General features: G+C 45.4%; 17 protein-coding genes. 15 read left to right on the top strand and 2 right to left on the bottom strand.

The genetic code is table 11. The features are described from left to right. The coding region (locus tag AWV70_RS04765) for a phenylalanine--tRNA ligase subunit beta (protein ID WP_160327626.1) at window positions 1–1110 on the top strand (1110 nt) is incomplete at its 5' end. An 87-nt stretch (window positions 1111–1197) separates the two neighbouring features. Here the strand turns inward: AWV70_RS04765 and rnhC are convergent. Next, window positions 1198–2130: a ribonuclease HIII gene (gene rnhC / locus AWV70_RS04760; RefSeq protein ID WP_060204864.1), complete on the bottom strand. Its 933-nt coding sequence runs from the start codon at window positions 2128–2130 to the stop codon at window positions 1198–1200. Between the two features lie 141 nt (window positions 2131–2271). Between rnhC and zapA the strand changes: the two genes are divergently transcribed. The 12 genes from zapA (at window position 2272) to uvrC (ending at window position 15431) form a co-directional block, all read left to right on the top strand. Continuing rightward, window positions 2272–2532, top strand: coding sequence for a cell division protein ZapA (gene zapA, locus AWV70_RS04755; protein WP_060204857.1), 261 nt, complete (start codon window positions 2272–2274; stop codon window positions 2530–2532). Between the two features lie 9 nt (window positions 2533–2541). Beyond that, entirely contained in the window at window positions 2542–3081 is a 540-nt protein-coding gene (locus AWV70_RS04750; protein WP_060204856.1) for a CvpA family protein, read from the top strand. Window positions 3082–3354: 273 nt separating this feature from the next. After that, window positions 3355–5061 (top strand): DNA polymerase/3'-5' exonuclease PolX, encoded by a 1707-nt coding sequence (gene polX / locus AWV70_RS04745; protein ID WP_060204855.1) that lies wholly within the window; start codon window positions 3355–3357, stop codon window positions 5059–5061. Between the two features lie 16 nt (window positions 5062–5077). Then, window positions 5078–7432, top strand: coding sequence for an endonuclease MutS2 (locus tag AWV70_RS04740; protein WP_060204854.1), 2355 nt, complete (start codon window positions 5078–5080; stop codon window positions 7430–7432). Between the two features lie 80 nt (window positions 7433–7512). Further along, window positions 7513–7926, top strand: coding sequence for a DUF350 domain-containing protein (locus tag AWV70_RS04735; protein ID WP_060204863.1), 414 nt, complete (start codon window positions 7513–7515; stop codon window positions 7924–7926). A gap of 228 nt (window positions 7927–8154) precedes the next feature. Next, the gene (locus tag AWV70_RS04730) at window positions 8155–9852 is read left to right on the top strand and encodes a long-chain-fatty-acid--CoA ligase (RefSeq protein ID WP_060204853.1); all 1698 of its coding nucleotides are present in this window, start codon (window positions 8155–8157) and stop codon (window positions 9850–9852) included. Between the two features lie 90 nt (window positions 9853–9942). Beyond that, entirely contained in the window at window positions 9943–10524 is a 582-nt protein-coding gene (locus tag AWV70_RS04725) for a TetR/AcrR family transcriptional regulator (RefSeq protein ID WP_060204852.1), read from the top strand. A 57-nt stretch (window positions 10525–10581) separates the two neighbouring features. Beyond that, entirely contained in the window at window positions 10582–11355 is a 774-nt protein-coding gene (locus AWV70_RS04720; protein ID WP_060204851.1) for an enoyl-CoA hydratase, read from the top strand. Between the two features lie 22 nt (window positions 11356–11377). Next, window positions 11378–12151 (top strand): electron transfer flavoprotein subunit beta/FixA family protein, encoded by a 774-nt coding sequence (locus AWV70_RS04715; RefSeq protein ID WP_060204850.1) that lies wholly within the window; start codon window positions 11378–11380, stop codon window positions 12149–12151. Window positions 12152–12186: 35 nt separating this feature from the next. Further along, window positions 12187–13161 (top strand): electron transfer flavoprotein subunit alpha/FixB family protein, encoded by a 975-nt coding sequence (locus AWV70_RS04710; RefSeq protein WP_060204849.1) that lies wholly within the window; start codon window positions 12187–12189, stop codon window positions 13159–13161. Between the two features lie 118 nt (window positions 13162–13279). Then, window positions 13280–13594, top strand: coding sequence for a thioredoxin (gene trxA / locus AWV70_RS04705; RefSeq protein WP_060204848.1), 315 nt, complete (start codon window positions 13280–13282; stop codon window positions 13592–13594). A 58-nt stretch (window positions 13595–13652) separates the two neighbouring features. Then, window positions 13653–15431 (top strand): excinuclease ABC subunit UvrC, encoded by a 1779-nt coding sequence (gene uvrC / locus AWV70_RS04700; RefSeq protein ID WP_060204847.1) that lies wholly within the window; start codon window positions 13653–13655, stop codon window positions 15429–15431. 91 nt (window positions 15432–15522) lie between these two features. Here uvrC and AWV70_RS04695 read toward each other — a convergent pair whose 3' ends face one another. After that, window positions 15523–15939 (bottom strand): YslB family protein, encoded by a 417-nt coding sequence (locus AWV70_RS04695; RefSeq protein WP_060204846.1) that lies wholly within the window; start codon window positions 15937–15939, stop codon window positions 15523–15525. A 218-nt stretch (window positions 15940–16157) separates the two neighbouring features. On the opposite strand from AWV70_RS04695, the gene AWV70_RS04690 reads away from it, so the two are divergent. Together AWV70_RS04690 and AWV70_RS24340 are read left to right on the top strand one after the other, a co-directional pair. Continuing rightward, window positions 16158–16766 (top strand): succinate dehydrogenase cytochrome b558 subunit, encoded by a 609-nt coding sequence (locus tag AWV70_RS04690; protein ID WP_060204845.1) that lies wholly within the window; start codon window positions 16158–16160, stop codon window positions 16764–16766. A gap of 56 nt (window positions 16767–16822) precedes the next feature. Next, a partial coding sequence (locus tag AWV70_RS24340; RefSeq protein ID WP_235588547.1) for an FAD-binding protein occupies window positions 16823–17730 on the top strand: 908 nt, incomplete at its 3' end.

The raw sequence follows: 17730 nt of genomic DNA, 5'->3' as shown, positions 1-17730 counted from the left end.
ACCATCTTGGAGCGTCTCCGTATTCCGACGCAGGCGATTAACGGACAGCTTGTCATTGATGCGCCGACGCGCAGACAAGATTTAAAGATCAGGGAAGATATCATCGAGGAAATTGCGCGTATGTATGGCTACGACGAAATTCCGAAGACGCTTCCTGTGTCCGAATCGACGCCGGGAGGATTGACACCATACCAGGCGAAGCGCCGGATTGTCCGCCAGTTCCTTGAAGGAGCAGGGCTTTATCAGGCGATCACATATTCATTGACATCGAAGGAACAGGCGCAAGCTTTTGCTTTGGAAACGGCTAATGTTACGGAATTGCTTATGCCGATGAGCGAAGATCGGAGCATTTTGCGTCAAAGCTTGATCCCTCATCTGTTGGAGGCGGCTACGTATAACGTTGCACGTCGTATCGATTCAGTAGCGCTTTACGAAACAGGCTCTGTCTTCCTTGGGGAAAAGGAGGATGGACTTCCTCGTGAAGTGGAGCATTTGGCAGCGGTATTGACAGGTAAATGGATCGATCATGCTTGGCAAGCGGAAACGAAGAAAGTCGATTTCTTCGTTGTGAAAGGGATTGTAGAAGGTATGATGGACCTTCTCGGCTTGCTTGATGGCTTGTCGTTCGAAAAAGCTGTCATCGATGGCATGCATCCGGGACGGACGGCTAATGTTCTATTACGCGGAGAGCGGATCGGTTTGATTGGCCAAATCCATCCGACTGAGCAGAAAAAACGTGATTTGAAAGAGACGTACGTCATGGAATTGAATCTCGAAGGCATCCTATCTGTTGAGACGGATGAGCTTCTATATGTACCTGTTCCACGCTTCCCATCCATCTCACGTGATATTGCACTCGTTGTCGCGAGCGAAACTTCCGCAGGCATGCTGGAGACGATCATCAGACAGGCGGGCGGCAAACTGTTGAAAGAAGTGAAGCTGTTCGATCTATACGAAGGGGACAATGTAGAGGAAGGAAAGAAATCACTCGCTTTCTCATTGACTTATTTCGACCCTGAACGTACATTGACTGACGAAGAAGTCGTCAAGGCGCATGAAAAGGTATTGAATGATTTAACTGCAGAAGCAGATGCTCAGCTTCGCGGATAAAACGAAAGACCGCTTATGGAATTCATAACTCCATAAGCGGTCTTTTTTATGCCGAGTCCAAAGCGAGCCGTCCCGCGCCCAAAACAATTAACGTTTCATCGCTGCAATCTTTTTCGCCTTCTGCGCATTGGCAAAATGCCATTTCGTCATCGCTTTCAAAGCTGCTTCTCCATTTTTTAATAAAATCTTCGCCGCTGCTTCGTCGACTACCTTGCCTGCTCCTTTTGGAAGCGTTATACCTGCAACCGCACTCAACCGGTCCATCTCTTCCAAAAACGCAACCCTTGCAGTAATGGAAGCCGCGGCGACAGCTACATGCAATCCCTCTGCCTTAGTGGAAAACAACACATTTTCACGAATGATTTCCGATTCGTTTTTAATATGATTGTAATAAATCCCGCGTTCGGCAAACTGATCGATCAGAATATAATCAGGCTTTTCACCATTCATCTTCCGTAAAACATGTTTGAGTGCCTGATTATGAAGCAACGCCTTTATTTTGCCTTGCGACCAACCCTTTGCTTGCACCTCATTATATTTTTCGTTTGTCAAAGTAAGAACGCTATGGATAAGCGTCTCTTGCAAATCAGGGGCGATCCTCCGCATCAAATCATCATTCAACTGCTTGGAATCCTTGACGCCTAATTCACGTACGAGCTCGATTTGATCCGAGCTGACGAAACAGGCGGCAACCGTTACAGGACCAAAAAAGTCACCCGTTCCCGTTTCATCAGAGCCGAGGACTGAAAGCCCGGAAAAACCCTCCGGCAATGTCTCACCTTTCACATTCGGATTTTTAGTCGATGGCTGTCCATCTGCATTTCCCCAAATGGCCGCCTCGCGTAGTGCTCCTCCACCTTGGAACAACACTTTGCCCGATTTATATGCCGTAATGGCAGCATCCGGCAGCTTTGCCGCAAAAACGACACCAGGTGCATTTCGTGAAACTTTAAAAGAAGCATAATGCAACATCAGTTTTTCGATTTTTATTTTATCTAATAAAAGTACACTTTGACTCATATACGTCGTCCTTTCCTTGCCATCTTTCCATATTGTACAATAATTCGGAGAGGCTGTAAGCGAATCCATCGCCTTCTCTTTTCATCTAAATCAATTTCGTGGTATGATTAAGTATATGTTTTTACAGGGGAGGGTTCATCATTGGCAGACGACCAAAAGACGCGCGTTGCGGTTGACATATATGGACAGACGTATACTATTGTCGGCAGTGAAACGAGCAATCACGTCCGGCTCGTCGCTTCGATGGTCGATGAAAGAATGAGGGAAATCAGTTCGCGCAACCCTTATTTGGACAGTTCCAAAATTGCTGTCCTCACCGCTGTGAATAGTGTACATGATTATTTGAAACTGAAAGAACGCATTGAACTACTTGAAGAAGAATTGAATAAGTTGAAGGGTTGACGGTCGTATATGCTTGATTTAATACTAATACTCCTCTTTTTGGGAGGATTGATCACCGGATTCAGGCGGGGGCTTATCGTACAGTTAATACATATGACAGGCTTCATTGTCGCACTTATCGTCGCTTACATATATTACAAACCATTATCCGAGAAGTTCGTCTTATGGATTCCGTATCCCGGAGTGACGGCGGCGTCCAAATTGAGTTGGACAGTTGAACAGCTTGATCTGGATCAGACTTTCTATAGGGTTCTGGCCTTTGTCATCATTTTCATCGTAGTCAAATTTGTATTGCAGTTGGTCGCATCCATGTTTGATTTCCTGAAGTTCCTTCCCGTTTTGGGCTTCCTGTCACGTTTCGGAGGAGCTATACTAGGATTCATCGAGTTTTATATTCTCATATTCCTATTACTCTCTCTGATAGCAATGCTGCCGCTCGATTCCATTCAAGGGATGCTCGGCAAATCGTTGTTGGCGGACGCGATATTCGAACATACTCCGATCATTTCGGAAACGGTGAAAAAATGGTGGTATATATATATGAAGTGATGTATTGCAGCCCGTACAAATACGCAGGCTGTTCCATACACACTATTTGTACGGCTTCCCCCCCTGGCTGGAGGGAAGCCTTTTTTCAAGAACGATTCGGATAAAGTGAAACTTCAATCAGTGGGGGGTTCCTCATCCCCCACTGATTATTAGTTGAACCAATCGGGCATTTACGGGCAGTTGATCTCCCACCTATCCTTATTGTTTTACTAAAGTCTTGAGGTGGGAGTCTTGCTGCCCGTTAATGCGGGATAAATGAAGGGGTGGTTACGCATGAATAAGAAAACAATCATTCGCACATTTGAAAAAATTGCGTTATATATGGAATTGTTAGGAGAAAATCCATTTAAAGTAGGAGCGTTCCGAAAAGCGGCGAATGTACTTGAACTCGATCCGCGGAGCCTTTCCGAGATGGATGATATTTTGAAATTGAAAGGAATCGGCAAAGGGACAGGTGCGGTCATCATCGATTTGATGGAAAAAGGCGAGTCCAACTTGTTGAAGGAGCTCGAAGAGGAAGTCCCTAAAGGGCTTATTCCATTATTAAAAGTTCCTGGACTAGGCGGTAAAAGAATTGCCAAGCTCAGGGAAGCGATCGGCATTGATTCCGTAGAGTCATTGCGACTCGCTTGCGAAGCGAACAAAGTGAGCGTCATTCCAGGATTCGGAAAAAAGACCGAGGAAAAGATATTACATGAACTTGAACAGCTTGGGACTCGAAAGGGAAAGCTGCCTGTTTGGCAAGTGGAATCGATTGTCAAAGCGATCGAAGAAGAATTGCGTGGAATAAAGGAAATTACCCGTTTCTCAGTAGCAGGCAGCTTCCGCCGTGCAGAAGAGGAAAGCAGTGACGTTGATTTCATCATCGTTACGGATGAACCTTCGACAGTTCGGGAAAAGTTGATGGAAGTGATGCCGATCGAGGAAACTGTCGCGGCTGGCGATTCCAAGCTTTCAGTCGTTCTTGACATGGCTGAATTGGTCGATGCGGATTTCCGCTTTGTTACGGAGGAACAATTCGCAACGGCATTGCACCATTTCACGGGCTCGAAAGACCATAATGTGAAAATGCGCCAATTGGCGAAATCAAAAGGAATGAAAATTAGCGAATACGGCGTTGAAATGGAAGACGGAACAGTAAAGACATTTGAATCGGAAACCGATTTTTTTATCTTCTTTGATCTGCCTTTCATCCCTCCATCTTTGCGCAAGGATGGTACTGAAATTGACCGCGCAAAAGAAATTGTGGATCTTGTGACATTCGAGGATATCCGGGGAGACTTCCATATGCATACGACATGGTCGGACGGCGGATATTCCATTCGGGAAATGGTCGAAGCATGCAGGGATCGGGGTTACTCGCATATGGTCATTACCGACCATACGCAATATTTGCGGGTGGCGAACGGATTGACGCCGGAAAGGGTCCGCAGCCAAATTGAAGAGATCCGGAAATTGAATGCGGAATACGATGATATTGAGATTTTCTGCGGGACGGAAATGGACATCCTACCGGATGGATCCCTCGATTTTGACGATGATCTCTTATGTGAGTTGGATTTCGTCATCGCTTCCATCCATTCAAATTTCAATCAGTCCCAGGAGCAGATCATGAACAGGCTGCATTCGGCAATGAAAAATCCGTACGTTTCGATGATTGCTCATCCGACGGGCCGGATCATTGGCCAGAGGGACGGCTATAATCCAGATGTGACACAATTGATCGAATGGGCGAAGGAATATAATAAAATCTTAGAACTGAACGGCAATCCGCACCGATTCGACTTGGCCGTCGAGTATTTGGAAATGGCGCAGGAAGCGGGCGTCAAAATTGCCGTCAATACAGACGCGCACGCAATCGACCAATTGGATCATATGGAAATTGGCGTGAAGTATGCGCAAAAAGCATGGTTGAAAAAAGAGACGATCGTAAACACATGGCCGCTTGAACAATTCATCCGGGAAATCATCCGGAAATGAAAGGAAGTGTGAGGCATTGGAAAACCGTGTCTTAACAACACTTGAATTTGATAAAATCCGGGATATCGTGGCAACATATTGCACGTCATCCGCGGGACGGACATATATGGAAAAACTCGTGCCAGTTAGCGATTTTCAAGAAGTGGTCCGTTTACTTGAAGAGACAGATGAAGGGCTCGCCATATTGAGAGTGCGAGGAAACGTGCCGATGGGCGGTATCAGCGACGTCCGACCGCATGCGAAACGCGCGCAAATCGGCGGGGTGCTCAGTGCATATGAATTGATGGAGACTGCGAATACGATCCGTGCGAGCAGGATTTTGAGACAATTTATCGAGTCGGTTGTTGCGGATGAAGATATTGAAATCCCTCATTTTATTGCGAAGAAAGAGGCTTTGCCGATTCTTACGGGACTTGAGCATGAAATTAATGCCGCTATTGACGATAATGGACATGTTGTCGACAGTGCGTCTGGCACGCTCCGCTCGATCCGGCAAAGCTTGCGTATCCAGGAAGGCCGTGTACGGGAAAAACTTGAAGGCTATACACGCGGGAGGAATGCATCGAAAATGCTTTCCGATTCTATTGTGACGATCAGAAACGATAGATATGTCATTCCTGTAAAATCGGAATACAGATCCCACTTCGGCGGAGTCATCCATGACATGTCGTCGTCGGGCCAAACGTTGTTCATCGAGCCGGATGGAGTGGTTCAGGCGAATAATGAAATCCGCAATTTGAAGATGAAAGAGAAGGACGAGATTGAAAAGATCTTGCAGGAGCTATCCGTGAAAGTCCAAGAGATTGCCCATGACCTTTTTGTTCTTGTCGATATCTTATCGGAAATCGATATCATTCTCGCGAAATCGAAATATGGAATTGCGCATAAATGTACAAAGCCTGAAGTGAATAATGAGGGCTATATCCGCCTGGCGAAAGCACGCCATCCTTTGTTGCCGATCGAACAGGCTGTTGCCAATACGATTGAATTCGGCAAAGATATTACGACAATTGTCATTACAGGTCCGAATACGGGAGGGAAAACCGTCACATTGAAGACGGTTGGTTTATGCACATTGATGGCACAAGCCGGACTTCCGATACCTGCATTGGACGGATCGGAAGTTGCTGTATTCGAATCAGTATATGCTGATATAGGCGATGAACAATCCATCGAGCAAAGCCTTAGTACGTTTTCATCCCATATGGTGAACATTGTCGATATCCTGAAGAAATTCGACTCCCGTTCGCTGCTTATTTTCGACGAACTTGGCTCAGGCACCGATCCGCAGGAAGGAGCCGCGCTGGCCATTTCTATATTGGATGAAGTGCACGGCACAGGAGCGAGAGTCATGGCAACCACCCACTACCCGGAGTTGAAGGCATACGGCTATAACCGTCCCGGTGTTGCAAATGCCAGCGTGGAATTCGATATAGATACGCTGAGCCCGACTTATCGTTTGTTGATAGGGGTGCCCGGTAGAAGTAATGCTTTTGAAATTTCAAAGCGGCTCGGTCTCAATGAACATATCATCAAACGGGCGAAGACATTCACGGGAACAGACCGAGGTGAAGTCGATTCGATGATCGCTTCTTTAGAGTCGAGTAGGGTCCAATCTGAAAAGGACGCCGAACAGACACATGCCTTGCTCATTGAAACGGAAAAACTGAAACGTGAATTGGAGACAAAGGTATCTGAATTCGATGCTATGAAAGAAAAATTGATTGAAAACGCAAAAGAGAAAGCGAAAAAAATCGTAGAAGAAGCGCGTGTTGAATCGGAAGCAGTCATTTCCGATTTGCGCGCCTTGCGCATGAACGCAGGGGCAAACGTCAAAGAACATGAATTGATTGACGCGCGCAAGCGGCTTGAAGGGGCTGCACCTGTAGAGAGAAAGAAAAAGCTTAAAGTGAAAGCAGCACCGAGACCTTTGGAAGCTGGTGATGAAGTGAAGGTCGTCACCTATGGACAGAAGGGTACACTTGTCGAAAAGGTATCTGCGAAAGAATGGATCGTCCAAATCGGCATTTTGAAAATGAAACTGGATGAATCTGTGCTGGAATATACGAAGCCTGAAAAAGTGACAGATACTGTCGTCTCAGCATCTGTCAAAGGAAGGGATTCGTATGTCAAACTGGAACTCGATCTTCGAGGCGAACGGTATGAGGATGCTTTGCACCGGACGGAAAAATATTTGGATGATGCTTTACTTTCGAATTATCATCAAGTCTCTATCATTCACGGAAAAGGGACGGGGGCTTTGCGGCAAGGGGTTCAGACGTACTTGAAGAACCATCCCCGTGTAAAAAGCTATCGTTATGGGGAAGCGGGAGAAGGCGGCCATGGAGTGACCGTCGTTGAATTGAAATAAAAAATAAGTGATGGAAAATGAAACTTTCCCATCACTTATTCGTAAAGGATAGGATGATTGAATACAAAGGAGTCAAACAAATGACGGAAAATGGGTTTTGGAGCCATCCTCTTGTAGAAACGACCGGCTACTTCAGCGTTGTCGTCCTTTGCCTCATCTTTTCGATGGTGCTATTTGAACTTGTGACGAAATATAAAAATTGGGAAGAAATTCGCAAAGGGAATGTAGCGGTCGCAATGGCGACAGGCGGTAAGATATTTGGAGTGGCGAATATTTTCCGCTATTCAATCGAACAGCATAATACATTGCCCCAAATGATCGGATGGGGACTGTTCGGATTTTTCCTGCTCGTCATCGCTTACATCCTTTTTGAATTTTTAACACCAAAGTTCAATATCGATAAGGAAATCGAAGAGGACAACCGTTCAGTCGGTTTCATTTCGCTGACAATATCCGTAGGCTTGTCTTATGTCATCGGTGCCAGCATTTCATAGGAGAATTGATATGGAAAAACTATCCAAGATTTTAATCGTAGTCTGTATTCTTTTCGTACTTGTAGGAATTTACTGGATGTCCACGAATACGCCTTGACTGAAATTTTTCGGTCAAGGCATTTTTTCTCAGCAAAAATAGTATTCTAATTGAAAGCGGATTCATTTATCGATATAATATTTTAAGAGGGAATTTTCTAAGTATTGGAATGGGAAAAGGGGGGGGCTACAATGACAGAAAGACCTTGGTTGGATATGTATCCGACAGAAATACCGAAAACGATCGAATATGATCGGATTCCGCTTCAAGAATTCCTGACGAAATCAGCAAACAAGTTTCCCGAAAAGACGGCAATGCATTTCATGGGCAAGGATATTAGCTATAAAGAGTTCCATGAATCGGCATTGAAATTTGCCAACTATTTGCGGTCACTAGGTGTTGTAAAGGGTGACCGGGTTGCAATCATGCTTCCGAACTGTCCGCAAAGTGCCATCGCCTACTATGGCATCCTCTATATCGGAGGAATTGTCGTACAGACGAACCCGCTGTATACAGAAAGGGAACTGGCCTATCAGATGGCGGATTCCGGAGCAAAGGCAATCATTTCGCTTGATATTCTGTTCGGACGAATTACAAAAGTCATCAAGGAAACGAAGTTGGAGCATGTTATCATAACAGGAATAAAAGATTACTTGCCATTTCCAAAAAATCTTATATACCCGTTCATTCAGAAAAAAGAGCATGGAATCATCGTGAAGGTGGAACATCGAGGCATGAATCACCTTTTCACTGAAATCATGAAGATAGCAAAACCTGATCCGGTTTCCTATGATTTTGATTTCGATGAAGATGTCGCTTTGCTTCAATATACTGGAGGGACAACGGGACCGCCGAAAGGGGTCATGCTGACGCATGCCAATCTGATCAGCAATGCGCAGATGTGTAATGCGTGGTTATATAAGTGTGAGGACGGCGAAGAGACGGTCATGGGGATCTTGCCATTCTTTCATGTGTACGGGATGACGACCGTGCTTGTATTATCCGTCATGCTTGGCAATAAAATGGTGTTAATACCAAAGTTTGATTTCGATACTGCTTTGAAAGCGATCGATAAACAGAAACCGACATTGTTTCCTGGTGCTCCGACAATCTATATCGGATTGTTGAATCATCCTGAGCTTGCGAAATATGACCTTTCTTCCATCAAAGCATGCATAAGCGGATCGGCTGCATTGCCTGTTGAACTCCAACAGAGATTCGAAAAGGTGACCGGTGGAAAGCTTGTGGAAGGATATGGTTTGACCGAGACATCGCCTGTTGCCATTGCGAATTTTGTCTGGGAGGAAAGACGTGTGAAAGGGTCGATTGGAGTTCCTTGGCCTGATACGGATGCATGCGTTTTAGGTCCGGATTCATCAGAGCCTTTGCCGAATGGGGAAGTCGGGGAAATTGCAGTGAAAGGTCCGCAAGTGATGAAAGGCTATTGGAACCGGCCAGAGGAAACGGAAGAAACGTTTCGGGATGGATGGTTATTGACCGGCGATTTAGGCTATATGGATGATGAAGGTCATTTTTATGTTGTCGATAGAAAAAAGGATATGATCATTGCGAGCGGCTTCAATATTTACCCGCGTGAAATCGAGGAGATCCTTTACGAGCATGAAGCGATCCAAGAGTGTGTCGTCGCTGGTGTTCCAGATCCATATCGCGGCGAGACGGTAAAGGCATATATTGTTCTAAAAGAAGGGAAATCGGTGACGGAGAAAGAATTGAATACGTATTGCCGTGAACATTTGGCATCGTTCAAAGTACCGCGTCTATATGAATTCAGGAAAGAGTTGCCGAAAACAGCTGTCGGAAAAATATTACGGCGCTCCCTCGTTGATGAGGAGAAAAAGAAGATGGAACAGGAATTGCAAACTTCCTGATGAAAGACTTGACGACAATCAAATAAACGATTAATATGAAAATATGAATGAACCATCATTCATATTTTCTTCTTTTTGGTGGTGAAAAAAATGAAACGTGATAAACCTAAATATAAACAAATAATTGATGCTGCCGTCATCGTCATTGCTGAAAACGGATACCATCAGGCACAAGTCTCGAAAATCGCCAAGGAAGCAGGCGTTGCAGACGGAACGATCTATCTTTATTTCAAAAATAAAGAGGATATCCTTATTTCCGTTTTTCGTGAGAAGATGGGCGTCTTTGTAGAAAATGTGAAGGAGATTTTGAAGAAAGAAATCTCTGCTACAGAAATGCTCGCCAAGATGATTGAAAACCATTTCAGTTTGCTCAATGGTGACCGCCACCTAGCCATTGTAACCCAGTTGGAACTACGGCAATCAAACAAAGAACTTCGATATAGGATCAATGAAGTATTGAAGGAGTATTTGACATTGCTCGATACCATCTTAAAAGAAGGAATCGAAAAGGGTGAGTTTGACGAGCGGATTGATATTCGTTTGGCCCGTCAAATGGTTTTTGGAACAATCGACGAAACAATCACCTCGTGGGTGATGAATGATCAAAAGTATGATTTGATGAAATTGGCACCAGAAGTCCATCGCTTACTTTTATACGGAATGAAAGCATGAATCCGTTTGAAGAATGAGTGAAGTTGGAACAGGCATTACGGAAAGGGTGGAGAGAGAATGGAATCTTTGAAAGTCGCTGTTGCAGATGGAGTAGCATCCGTTGCAATCAACAGACCGCCAGCCAATGCGTTATCAAGCGGTCTGATCCAAGAGATTGATCGAATGTTGGACAAAGTGGAAAATGATGATTCCGTCAGGGTCATCGTGCTTCACGGTGAAGGTAAATTCTTTTCAGCAGGCGCCGATATAAAGGAATTCACAACCGTGACATCCGGTGAACAATTTTCGCGGCTTGCTTCCGCTGGCCAGGATGTCTTCGAACGGATGGAAAGCTTCAAAAAGCCGATCATTGCCGCGATTCACGGCGCCGCGCTTGGCGGTGGTCTGGAGTTGGCAATGGGATGCCATATTCGGTTCGTTACAGAGGGCGCAAAGCTTGGCTTGCCGGAATTGCAATTAGGGCTGATTCCAGGTTTTGCTGGCACGCAGCGATTGCCTCGTTATGTCGGAATGGCAAAAGCAGCGGAAATGCTGTTGACGAGCGACTCGATTACAGGCGTTGAAGCGGTCAGCTGGGGTCTCGCAAATCGCGCATTCCCGGATGAGGAACTGCTTCCGAAAACGATGGAAATCGCAAAGAAAATTGCAAAGAAGAGCCCGATTGCCATGAAGGCCGCTCTCCGCATGCTTCAATATACGAAAACAGATTCGTTCTACGAAGGTGTGAAGGCTGAGGCCGATTCGTTCGGCGAAGTTTTCGTCTCGGAGGATGCAAAAGAGGGAATCCAAGCATTCATTGAAAAAAGGGAACCACTATTCAAAGGGAATTAAAAAAGCCAGGGAGGTTTGCAATATGAATATTTATGCATTGGTGAAACGGACATTTGACACGGAGGAGAGAATCGCTGTATCAAACGGTAAAATCGTTGAAGACGGCGCTGAATTCATTATCAACCCTTACGACGAATATGCAATTGAAGAAGCAATCCAAGTACGCGACGAGCATGGCGGAGAAGTGACTGTCATCACGATTGGCGACGAAGAAGCCGAAAAGCAGCTGCGTACCGCGTTGGCGATGGGGGCAGACAAAGCCGTCCTGATCAATACTGAAGACGACCTAGATGAGATGGACGAGTTCACTGCAGCGAAGATCATTGCGGAATACTTAAAAGACAAAAATGCGGATTTGATCCTTGCGGGGAATGTTGCAATCGATGGAGGCTCCGGACAAGTCGGACCACGTGTTGCGGAACTATTAGCCATCAATTATGTCACGACAATCACAAACCTTGAAATCGACGGCACTTCCGTGAAAATCATCCGTGACGTTGAAGGGGATTCCGAAACGATTGAGACTTCCTTGCCATTATTGGTCACTGCACAACAAGGATTAAATGAGCCTCGCTACCCATCTTTACCAGGAATCATGAAGGCGAAGAAAAAGCCGCTTGAAGAACTGGAATTGGATGATTTGGACCTTGATGAAGATGATGTGGAAGCGAAGACAGAAACTATCGAAGTTTATCTTCCACCGCAAAAAGCGGCTGGACGCGTCCTGGAAGGCGACTTGTCCGATCAGGTGAAAGAGCTAGTAGATCTTCTGAATAAGGAAGCAAAAGTGCTTTGATTGTAGATTTCATATTGTAATGGGAGGGACTCTATATGTCTAAAAAAGTAGTAGTACTTGGTGAAGCTCGTGAAGGAGCATTGCGTAACGTTTCATTCGAAGCGATTGCAGCTGCTAAAAAGGTAGCTGGCGGCGGGGAAATCGTCGGATTGCTATTTGGTGATGCAGTTCAATCACTAGGGGAAGAAATGATCAAATACGGTGCGGATCGTGTCATCACTGTGGAACATCCGCATTTAAAACATTATACATCAGACGGCTTCGGCCAGGCGTTCATGGCTGTTTACGAACAAGAAAAGCCTGAAGCGATCGTCTTTGGCCATACAGCATTAGGGAAAGACTTATCACCGAAGATTGCTAGTAAGCTAGATTCAGGATTGGTATCTGATGTGACGGCGATTGAAGGAGAAGGGGACGATGCAGTATACATCCGTCCAATCTATTCCGGTAAAGCGTTTGAAAAAGTGAAAAACAAAGAAGGTCTTCTTTTCATCTCGGTTCGTCCGAATAATATTGCACCTCTTGAAAAAGACGATAGCCGTTCAGGCGATGTATCATCCGTCTCTGTCGATATTACTAATCTTCGTTCAGTCATTAGCGAAGTTGTCCGCAAATCTACTGAAGGCGTCGATCTATCAGAAGCGAAAGTTGTCGTTGCTGGCGGACGCGGTGTAAAAAGCGCAGAAGGCTTCGCACCTCTTGAAGAATTGGCAAACTTGCTCGGCGGCGCTGTAGGCGCTTCCCGTGGTGCGTGTGATGCGGACTATTGCGATTACTCCTTGCAAATCGGTCAGACTGGCAAGGTTGTAACACCTGACCTATACATCGCGGCAGGTATTTCTGGCGCCATCCAACATATGGCAGGAATGTCCAATTCAAAAGTGATCGTCGCTATCAACAAAGACCCAGAAGCTAACATCTTCAAAGTTGCGGACTACGGCATCGTAGGCGACTTGTTCGAAGTCATCCCAATGATGATTGAAGAAATCAAAAAGATCAAAACGAATTAACTAAAAGGCTCCTACTATTTCAGGAGCCTTTTATATGTGAAGCAAATACTTCGCCCGCTACTACCCTGCGTGATATAATGCAATCATAGTTGGATTTACTAAAGGAGGAAATAATTAAATGGCTATTCTTCATGCAACTGACCAAGACTTTAAAGACCAAACAAAAGACGGCCTTGTCCTTGTTGACTTCTGGGCAACTTGGTGCGGACCTTGTAAAATGATCGCTCCTGTATTGGAAGAACTCGACCAAGACCTGAACGGTAAAGCGAAAATCGTCAAAGTCGACGTCGATGAGAACCAAGCAACAGCGGGAGAATTCGGCATCATGTCAATCCCGACACTCGTCCTCTTCAAAGACGGGGAAATCGTAGACAAAGTTGTCGGTTTCCAACCGAAAGAACAACTTGCCGAACTGATCGAAAAACACGCGTAATGAATTACTCGAAACCGGGGACCTACATAGGAACCCGGTTTTTTGGTAGGTGAGAAAGATGAATGAACAAATAGAACATAAACTATCCTTGCTGCCGGATCTGCCTGGCTGCTACTTGATGAAAGATCGCCAAGGCACAATCATCTATGTCGGCAAGGCGAAAATATTGAAAAACAGGGTCCGCAGTTATTTCACGGGTTCCCATGACGCAAAAACGCAGCGCCTCGTCGGGGAAATCGAGGACTTTGAATATATCGTCACATCGTCGGATATCGAGGCGCTCATCCTTGAGCTGAACCTCATCAAACAGCATGACCCGAAATATAATATCATGCTGAAAGATGACAAGACGTATCCCTATTTGAAAATAACTTCAGAACGGCATCCTAAACTGATTGTGACAAGGCAACTGAAAAAGGATAAGGGTAAGTATTTCGGCCCCTATCCGAATGCCACAGCGGCACATGAAACGAAAAAGCTGCTGGACCGGTTATATCCATACCGCAAATGCCATCAACTGCCGGATCGGGTCTGTTTGTATTATCATTTAGGCCAATGCCTCGCTCCTTGCGTGAATGAAATCAAGCAGGAAACCTACAAGGAAATGGTGGATGACATAAGCCGTTTCTTGAATGGCGGCTATAAGAGTGTGAAGAAAGAGCTGACAGAAAAAATGTCCTCCGCTGCAGAGAATCTCGAATTCGAGCGCGCTAAAGAATACCGGGACCAAATCGCCAATATCGAAGCGGTCATGGAGAAACAAACGATGATGATGAATGACTTCACCGACCGTGACGTATTCGGTTACGCAGTTGAAAAGGGATGGATGTGCGTCCAAGTGTTTTTTGTCCGCCAAGGCAAATTGATAGAAAGGGATGTTTCCATTTTTCCTTTATATCAAGATCCTGAGGAAGAGATGCTTACGTTCATCGGTCAATTTTATGGAAAGACTGGTCACCTACTGCCAAAGGAGATATTATTGCCGGAAGGGATCGATCAGGAAATCGTTCAGCAACTATTGAATGTAAATGTGTTTATTCCACAACGTGGGAAGAAGAAGGATCTCGTGAAGTTGTCGAGTAAAAATGCTGCAATCTCATTGCGTGAAAAATTCCAGCTCATTGAACGTCAGGAACAAAGGACAATCGGAGCTTGTGAAGATCTAGGAGAGGCAATGAGGATCTCGACTCCTTTGCGGATAGAAGCGTTTGACAACTCCCATACCGGAGGAGTCGATCCGGTATCCGCAATGGTTTCTTTCATTGACGGAAAACCGAACCGCAAAGATTACAGGAAATATAAAACAAGGACAGCGGCAGCCCATGACGATTATGGAGCGATGCGAGAGGTTATCAGGAGGCGGTACGTCCGGGTATTGAGAGACCAGTTGCCATTGCCTGATCTGATCATTATCGATGGAGGAAAAGGGCAAATGGAGATCGCTCGCGAAGTGATTGAGGATGAACTCGGTTTGTCGATCCCGATTGCGGGACTCGCCAAGGACGACAAGCATCAGACAGCGCAGTTGCTGTATGGGAAGCCGGTGGAGGTCGTCCCTATGAAACGGACGAGCGAAGCGTTCTATTTGCTACAGAGAATACAAGATGAAGTGCATCGGTTCGTCATTACGTTTCATAGGCAGCGGAGGGATTCTAATTCCTTGACATCTGTTTTGGATGGATTGCCTGGAGTCGGTCCGAAACGGAAGCAGCAACTATTGAAACATTTTGGGTCAATCAAAAAAATAAAGGAAGCGTCTGTTGTGGAGTTGAACGATGCAGGACTTCCTATGAGGGTTGCCGAAACGGTGATGGAATATTTTAAAGAAGAGAAATGAAATAGGGCTCTCATCGATTTCCGATGCGAGCCCATCCTTGTCTTCATATGTAATCTTCTTCGTCTGAGAAGTACGATAGCTAGCAGGACAGTCATATCTTTGTTTTCAAGTCCCATTTCACAAGAAATCGCACATGATTCTCTTTAGGGAGTTTTTCTCCGTAGCATTCGGTGAGGAATCCATTCAGTTTTTGGAATTGTTCCGCGATGAAACCGGCTTCCAGATTATAGGATCTGTTTTTCAGCGATGTTGTGTCGCTTTGTTCCAGAATGAACACAGCTTCATCTTTTGCAGTTTTGCCTTCGTGGGCGACGAGAGAACCCCAACCGGCTTCCCTAAAGAAATCCGGAAGCTCGTCGATCGAAAAGATAGGGAACTTCCTAGCGATGTCTTTCCCAGACCAGTACAGGATTTCATCTTCATGTTTACCCAAGATGTTCGGAAGCACATGGTCTCTTATGATTTCATATCCTAATCGTGTCGGAGCGTCATTTGTTTGTTTATCCAACGATTATACAGTCCTTTCGGGGGAATCAGGTCATGGATTGAACTTTTTGATAATGATCTTCAAAAAGCCACCATCACCTTGACCTCCTCAAAAGTGAGGAGTACAATGAACATGTTATCACATTGTACCATTAAGAGGCATGTCGTCAACGTCCTTCATTTGTACAAACAGTGACGGCGCTTTTCGGTCATATCTCTTAAAAAGGGAGGGTAAAAGACTTGTCGAGAGAATCAGATTTTTACTTGCGCCGACTGCATTCATTGCTCGGAGTTATTCCGGTTGGGTTATTTGTCACTCAACACTTGGTCGTAAACCATTTTGCAACGCGCGGTGAAGAAGCATTCAATAACGCTTCCAATTTCATGGGGAACCTGCCGTTCGTCTTGTTCTTGGAATGGTTCATTATCTACATTCCGTTAATGTTCCATGCGTTTTATGGTGTGTACATAGCTTTCACTGCAAAAAATAATGTTCAGCGCTACGGAACATTCCGCAACTGGATGTTCATGTTGCAACGTGTAACAGGTGTTTTCCTCGTTATCTTCATAGCTTGGCATATTTATGAAACGAGAATTCAGAAAGCACTTGGTGCAGAAGTTGACTACAACATGATGGCAAACATTCTGGATAACCCGTTCATGCTTGCATTTTATATTGCAGGCGTACTTTCAGCGACATTCCACTTGGCAAACGGCCTATGGTCTTTCGCTGTGACATGGGGAATTGCACAATCTCCACGTTCACAAAAAATCGTTTCCTATATCACAATCCTAGTTTTCTTAGTACTTTCCGTAATAGGCGTGCAAGCATTATTGGCATTTGCCTAACACAATCACGTTCATTGAATGACAAGTATATGTAAAATTTGAGGAGTGAAACAATAATGGCAAAAGGCAGATTGATTGTCGTCGGTGGCGGACTTGCCGGCTTGATGGCAACTATCAAAGCTGCGGAAGAAGGAGTCGGGGTAGACCTGTTCTCACTCGTTCCGGTAAAACGCTCCCACTCCGTTTGTGCGCAAGGCGGCATTAACGGCGCTGTGAATACAAAAGGTGAGGGCGACTCGCCAGCAATCCATTTCGATGACACTGTATATGGCGGGGACTTCCTTGCGAACCAACCTCCTGTCAAAGCGATGGCTGAGGCGGCTCCAGGGATCATCCACTTGATGGACCGGATGGGCGTCATGTTTAACCGCACACCTGAAGGGTTATTGGATTTCCGCCGTTTTGGCGGTACGTTACACCACCGTACAGCTTTTGCTGGCGCTACTACTGGCCAACAACTTCTATATGCGTTAGACGAACAAGTTCGCCGTCATGAGGTGGCGGGCCTTGTACAGAAGTATGAGCACTGGGAATTCCTCGGAGTCATCATGGATGATGAAGGGATTTGCCGAGGTATTAAAGCGCAGAACATGCAATCCATGGAAATCAAAGCATTCCCTGGGGATGCAGTCATCATGGCGACTGGCGGACCGGGAATCATCTTCGGTAAATCTACAAACTCAGTAATCAATACAGGTTCCGCAGCTTCGATAGTGTATCAACAAGGGGCTAAATATGCGAATGGTGAATTCATCCAAATTCATCCGACTGCAATCCCTGGAGATGACAAACTACGACTCATGAGTGAATCCGCTCGTGGTGAAGGCGGCCGTATTTGGACATATAAAGACGGTAAGCCATGGTATTTCCTTGAAGAAAAATATCCGGATTACGGAAACTTGGTGCCACGTGATATTGCGACACGTGAAATTTTTGATGTCTGCGTTAATCAGAAATTGGGTAT

Source organism: Sporosarcina koreensis (assembly GCF_001531445.1).
Lineage (GTDB): Bacteria > Bacillota > Bacilli > Bacillales_A > Planococcaceae > Sporosarcina > Sporosarcina koreensis_C.
This window is presented reverse-complemented; position numbering and strand designations above follow the sequence as displayed.

Excerpts from the sequence above, each read along its gene's own strand:
- rnhC (WP_060204864.1), bottom strand. The coding sequence starts at position 2,130 with ATGAGTCAAAGTGTACTTTTATTAGATAAAATAAAAATCGAAAAACTG.
- AWV70_RS04750 (WP_060204856.1), top strand. The coding sequence starts at position 2,542 with ATGCTTGATTTAATACTAATACTCCTCTTTTTGGGAGGATTGATCACC.
- polX (WP_060204855.1), top strand. The coding sequence starts at position 3,355 with ATGAATAAGAAAACAATCATTCGCACATTTGAAAAAATTGCGTTATAT.
- AWV70_RS04735 (WP_060204863.1), top strand. The coding sequence starts at position 7,513 with ATGACGGAAAATGGGTTTTGGAGCCATCCTCTTGTAGAAACGACCGGC.
- AWV70_RS04730 (WP_060204853.1), top strand. The coding sequence starts at position 8,155 with ATGACAGAAAGACCTTGGTTGGATATGTATCCGACAGAAATACCGAAA.
- AWV70_RS04725 (WP_060204852.1), top strand. The coding sequence starts at position 9,943 with ATGAAACGTGATAAACCTAAATATAAACAAATAATTGATGCTGCCGTC.
- AWV70_RS04720 (WP_060204851.1), top strand. The coding sequence starts at position 10,582 with ATGGAATCTTTGAAAGTCGCTGTTGCAGATGGAGTAGCATCCGTTGCA.
- AWV70_RS04715 (WP_060204850.1), top strand. The coding sequence starts at position 11,378 with ATGAATATTTATGCATTGGTGAAACGGACATTTGACACGGAGGAGAGA.
- AWV70_RS04710 (WP_060204849.1), top strand. The coding sequence starts at position 12,187 with ATGTCTAAAAAAGTAGTAGTACTTGGTGAAGCTCGTGAAGGAGCATTG.
- trxA (WP_060204848.1), top strand. The coding sequence starts at position 13,280 with ATGGCTATTCTTCATGCAACTGACCAAGACTTTAAAGACCAAACAAAA.
- uvrC (WP_060204847.1), top strand. The coding sequence starts at position 13,653 with ATGAATGAACAAATAGAACATAAACTATCCTTGCTGCCGGATCTGCCT.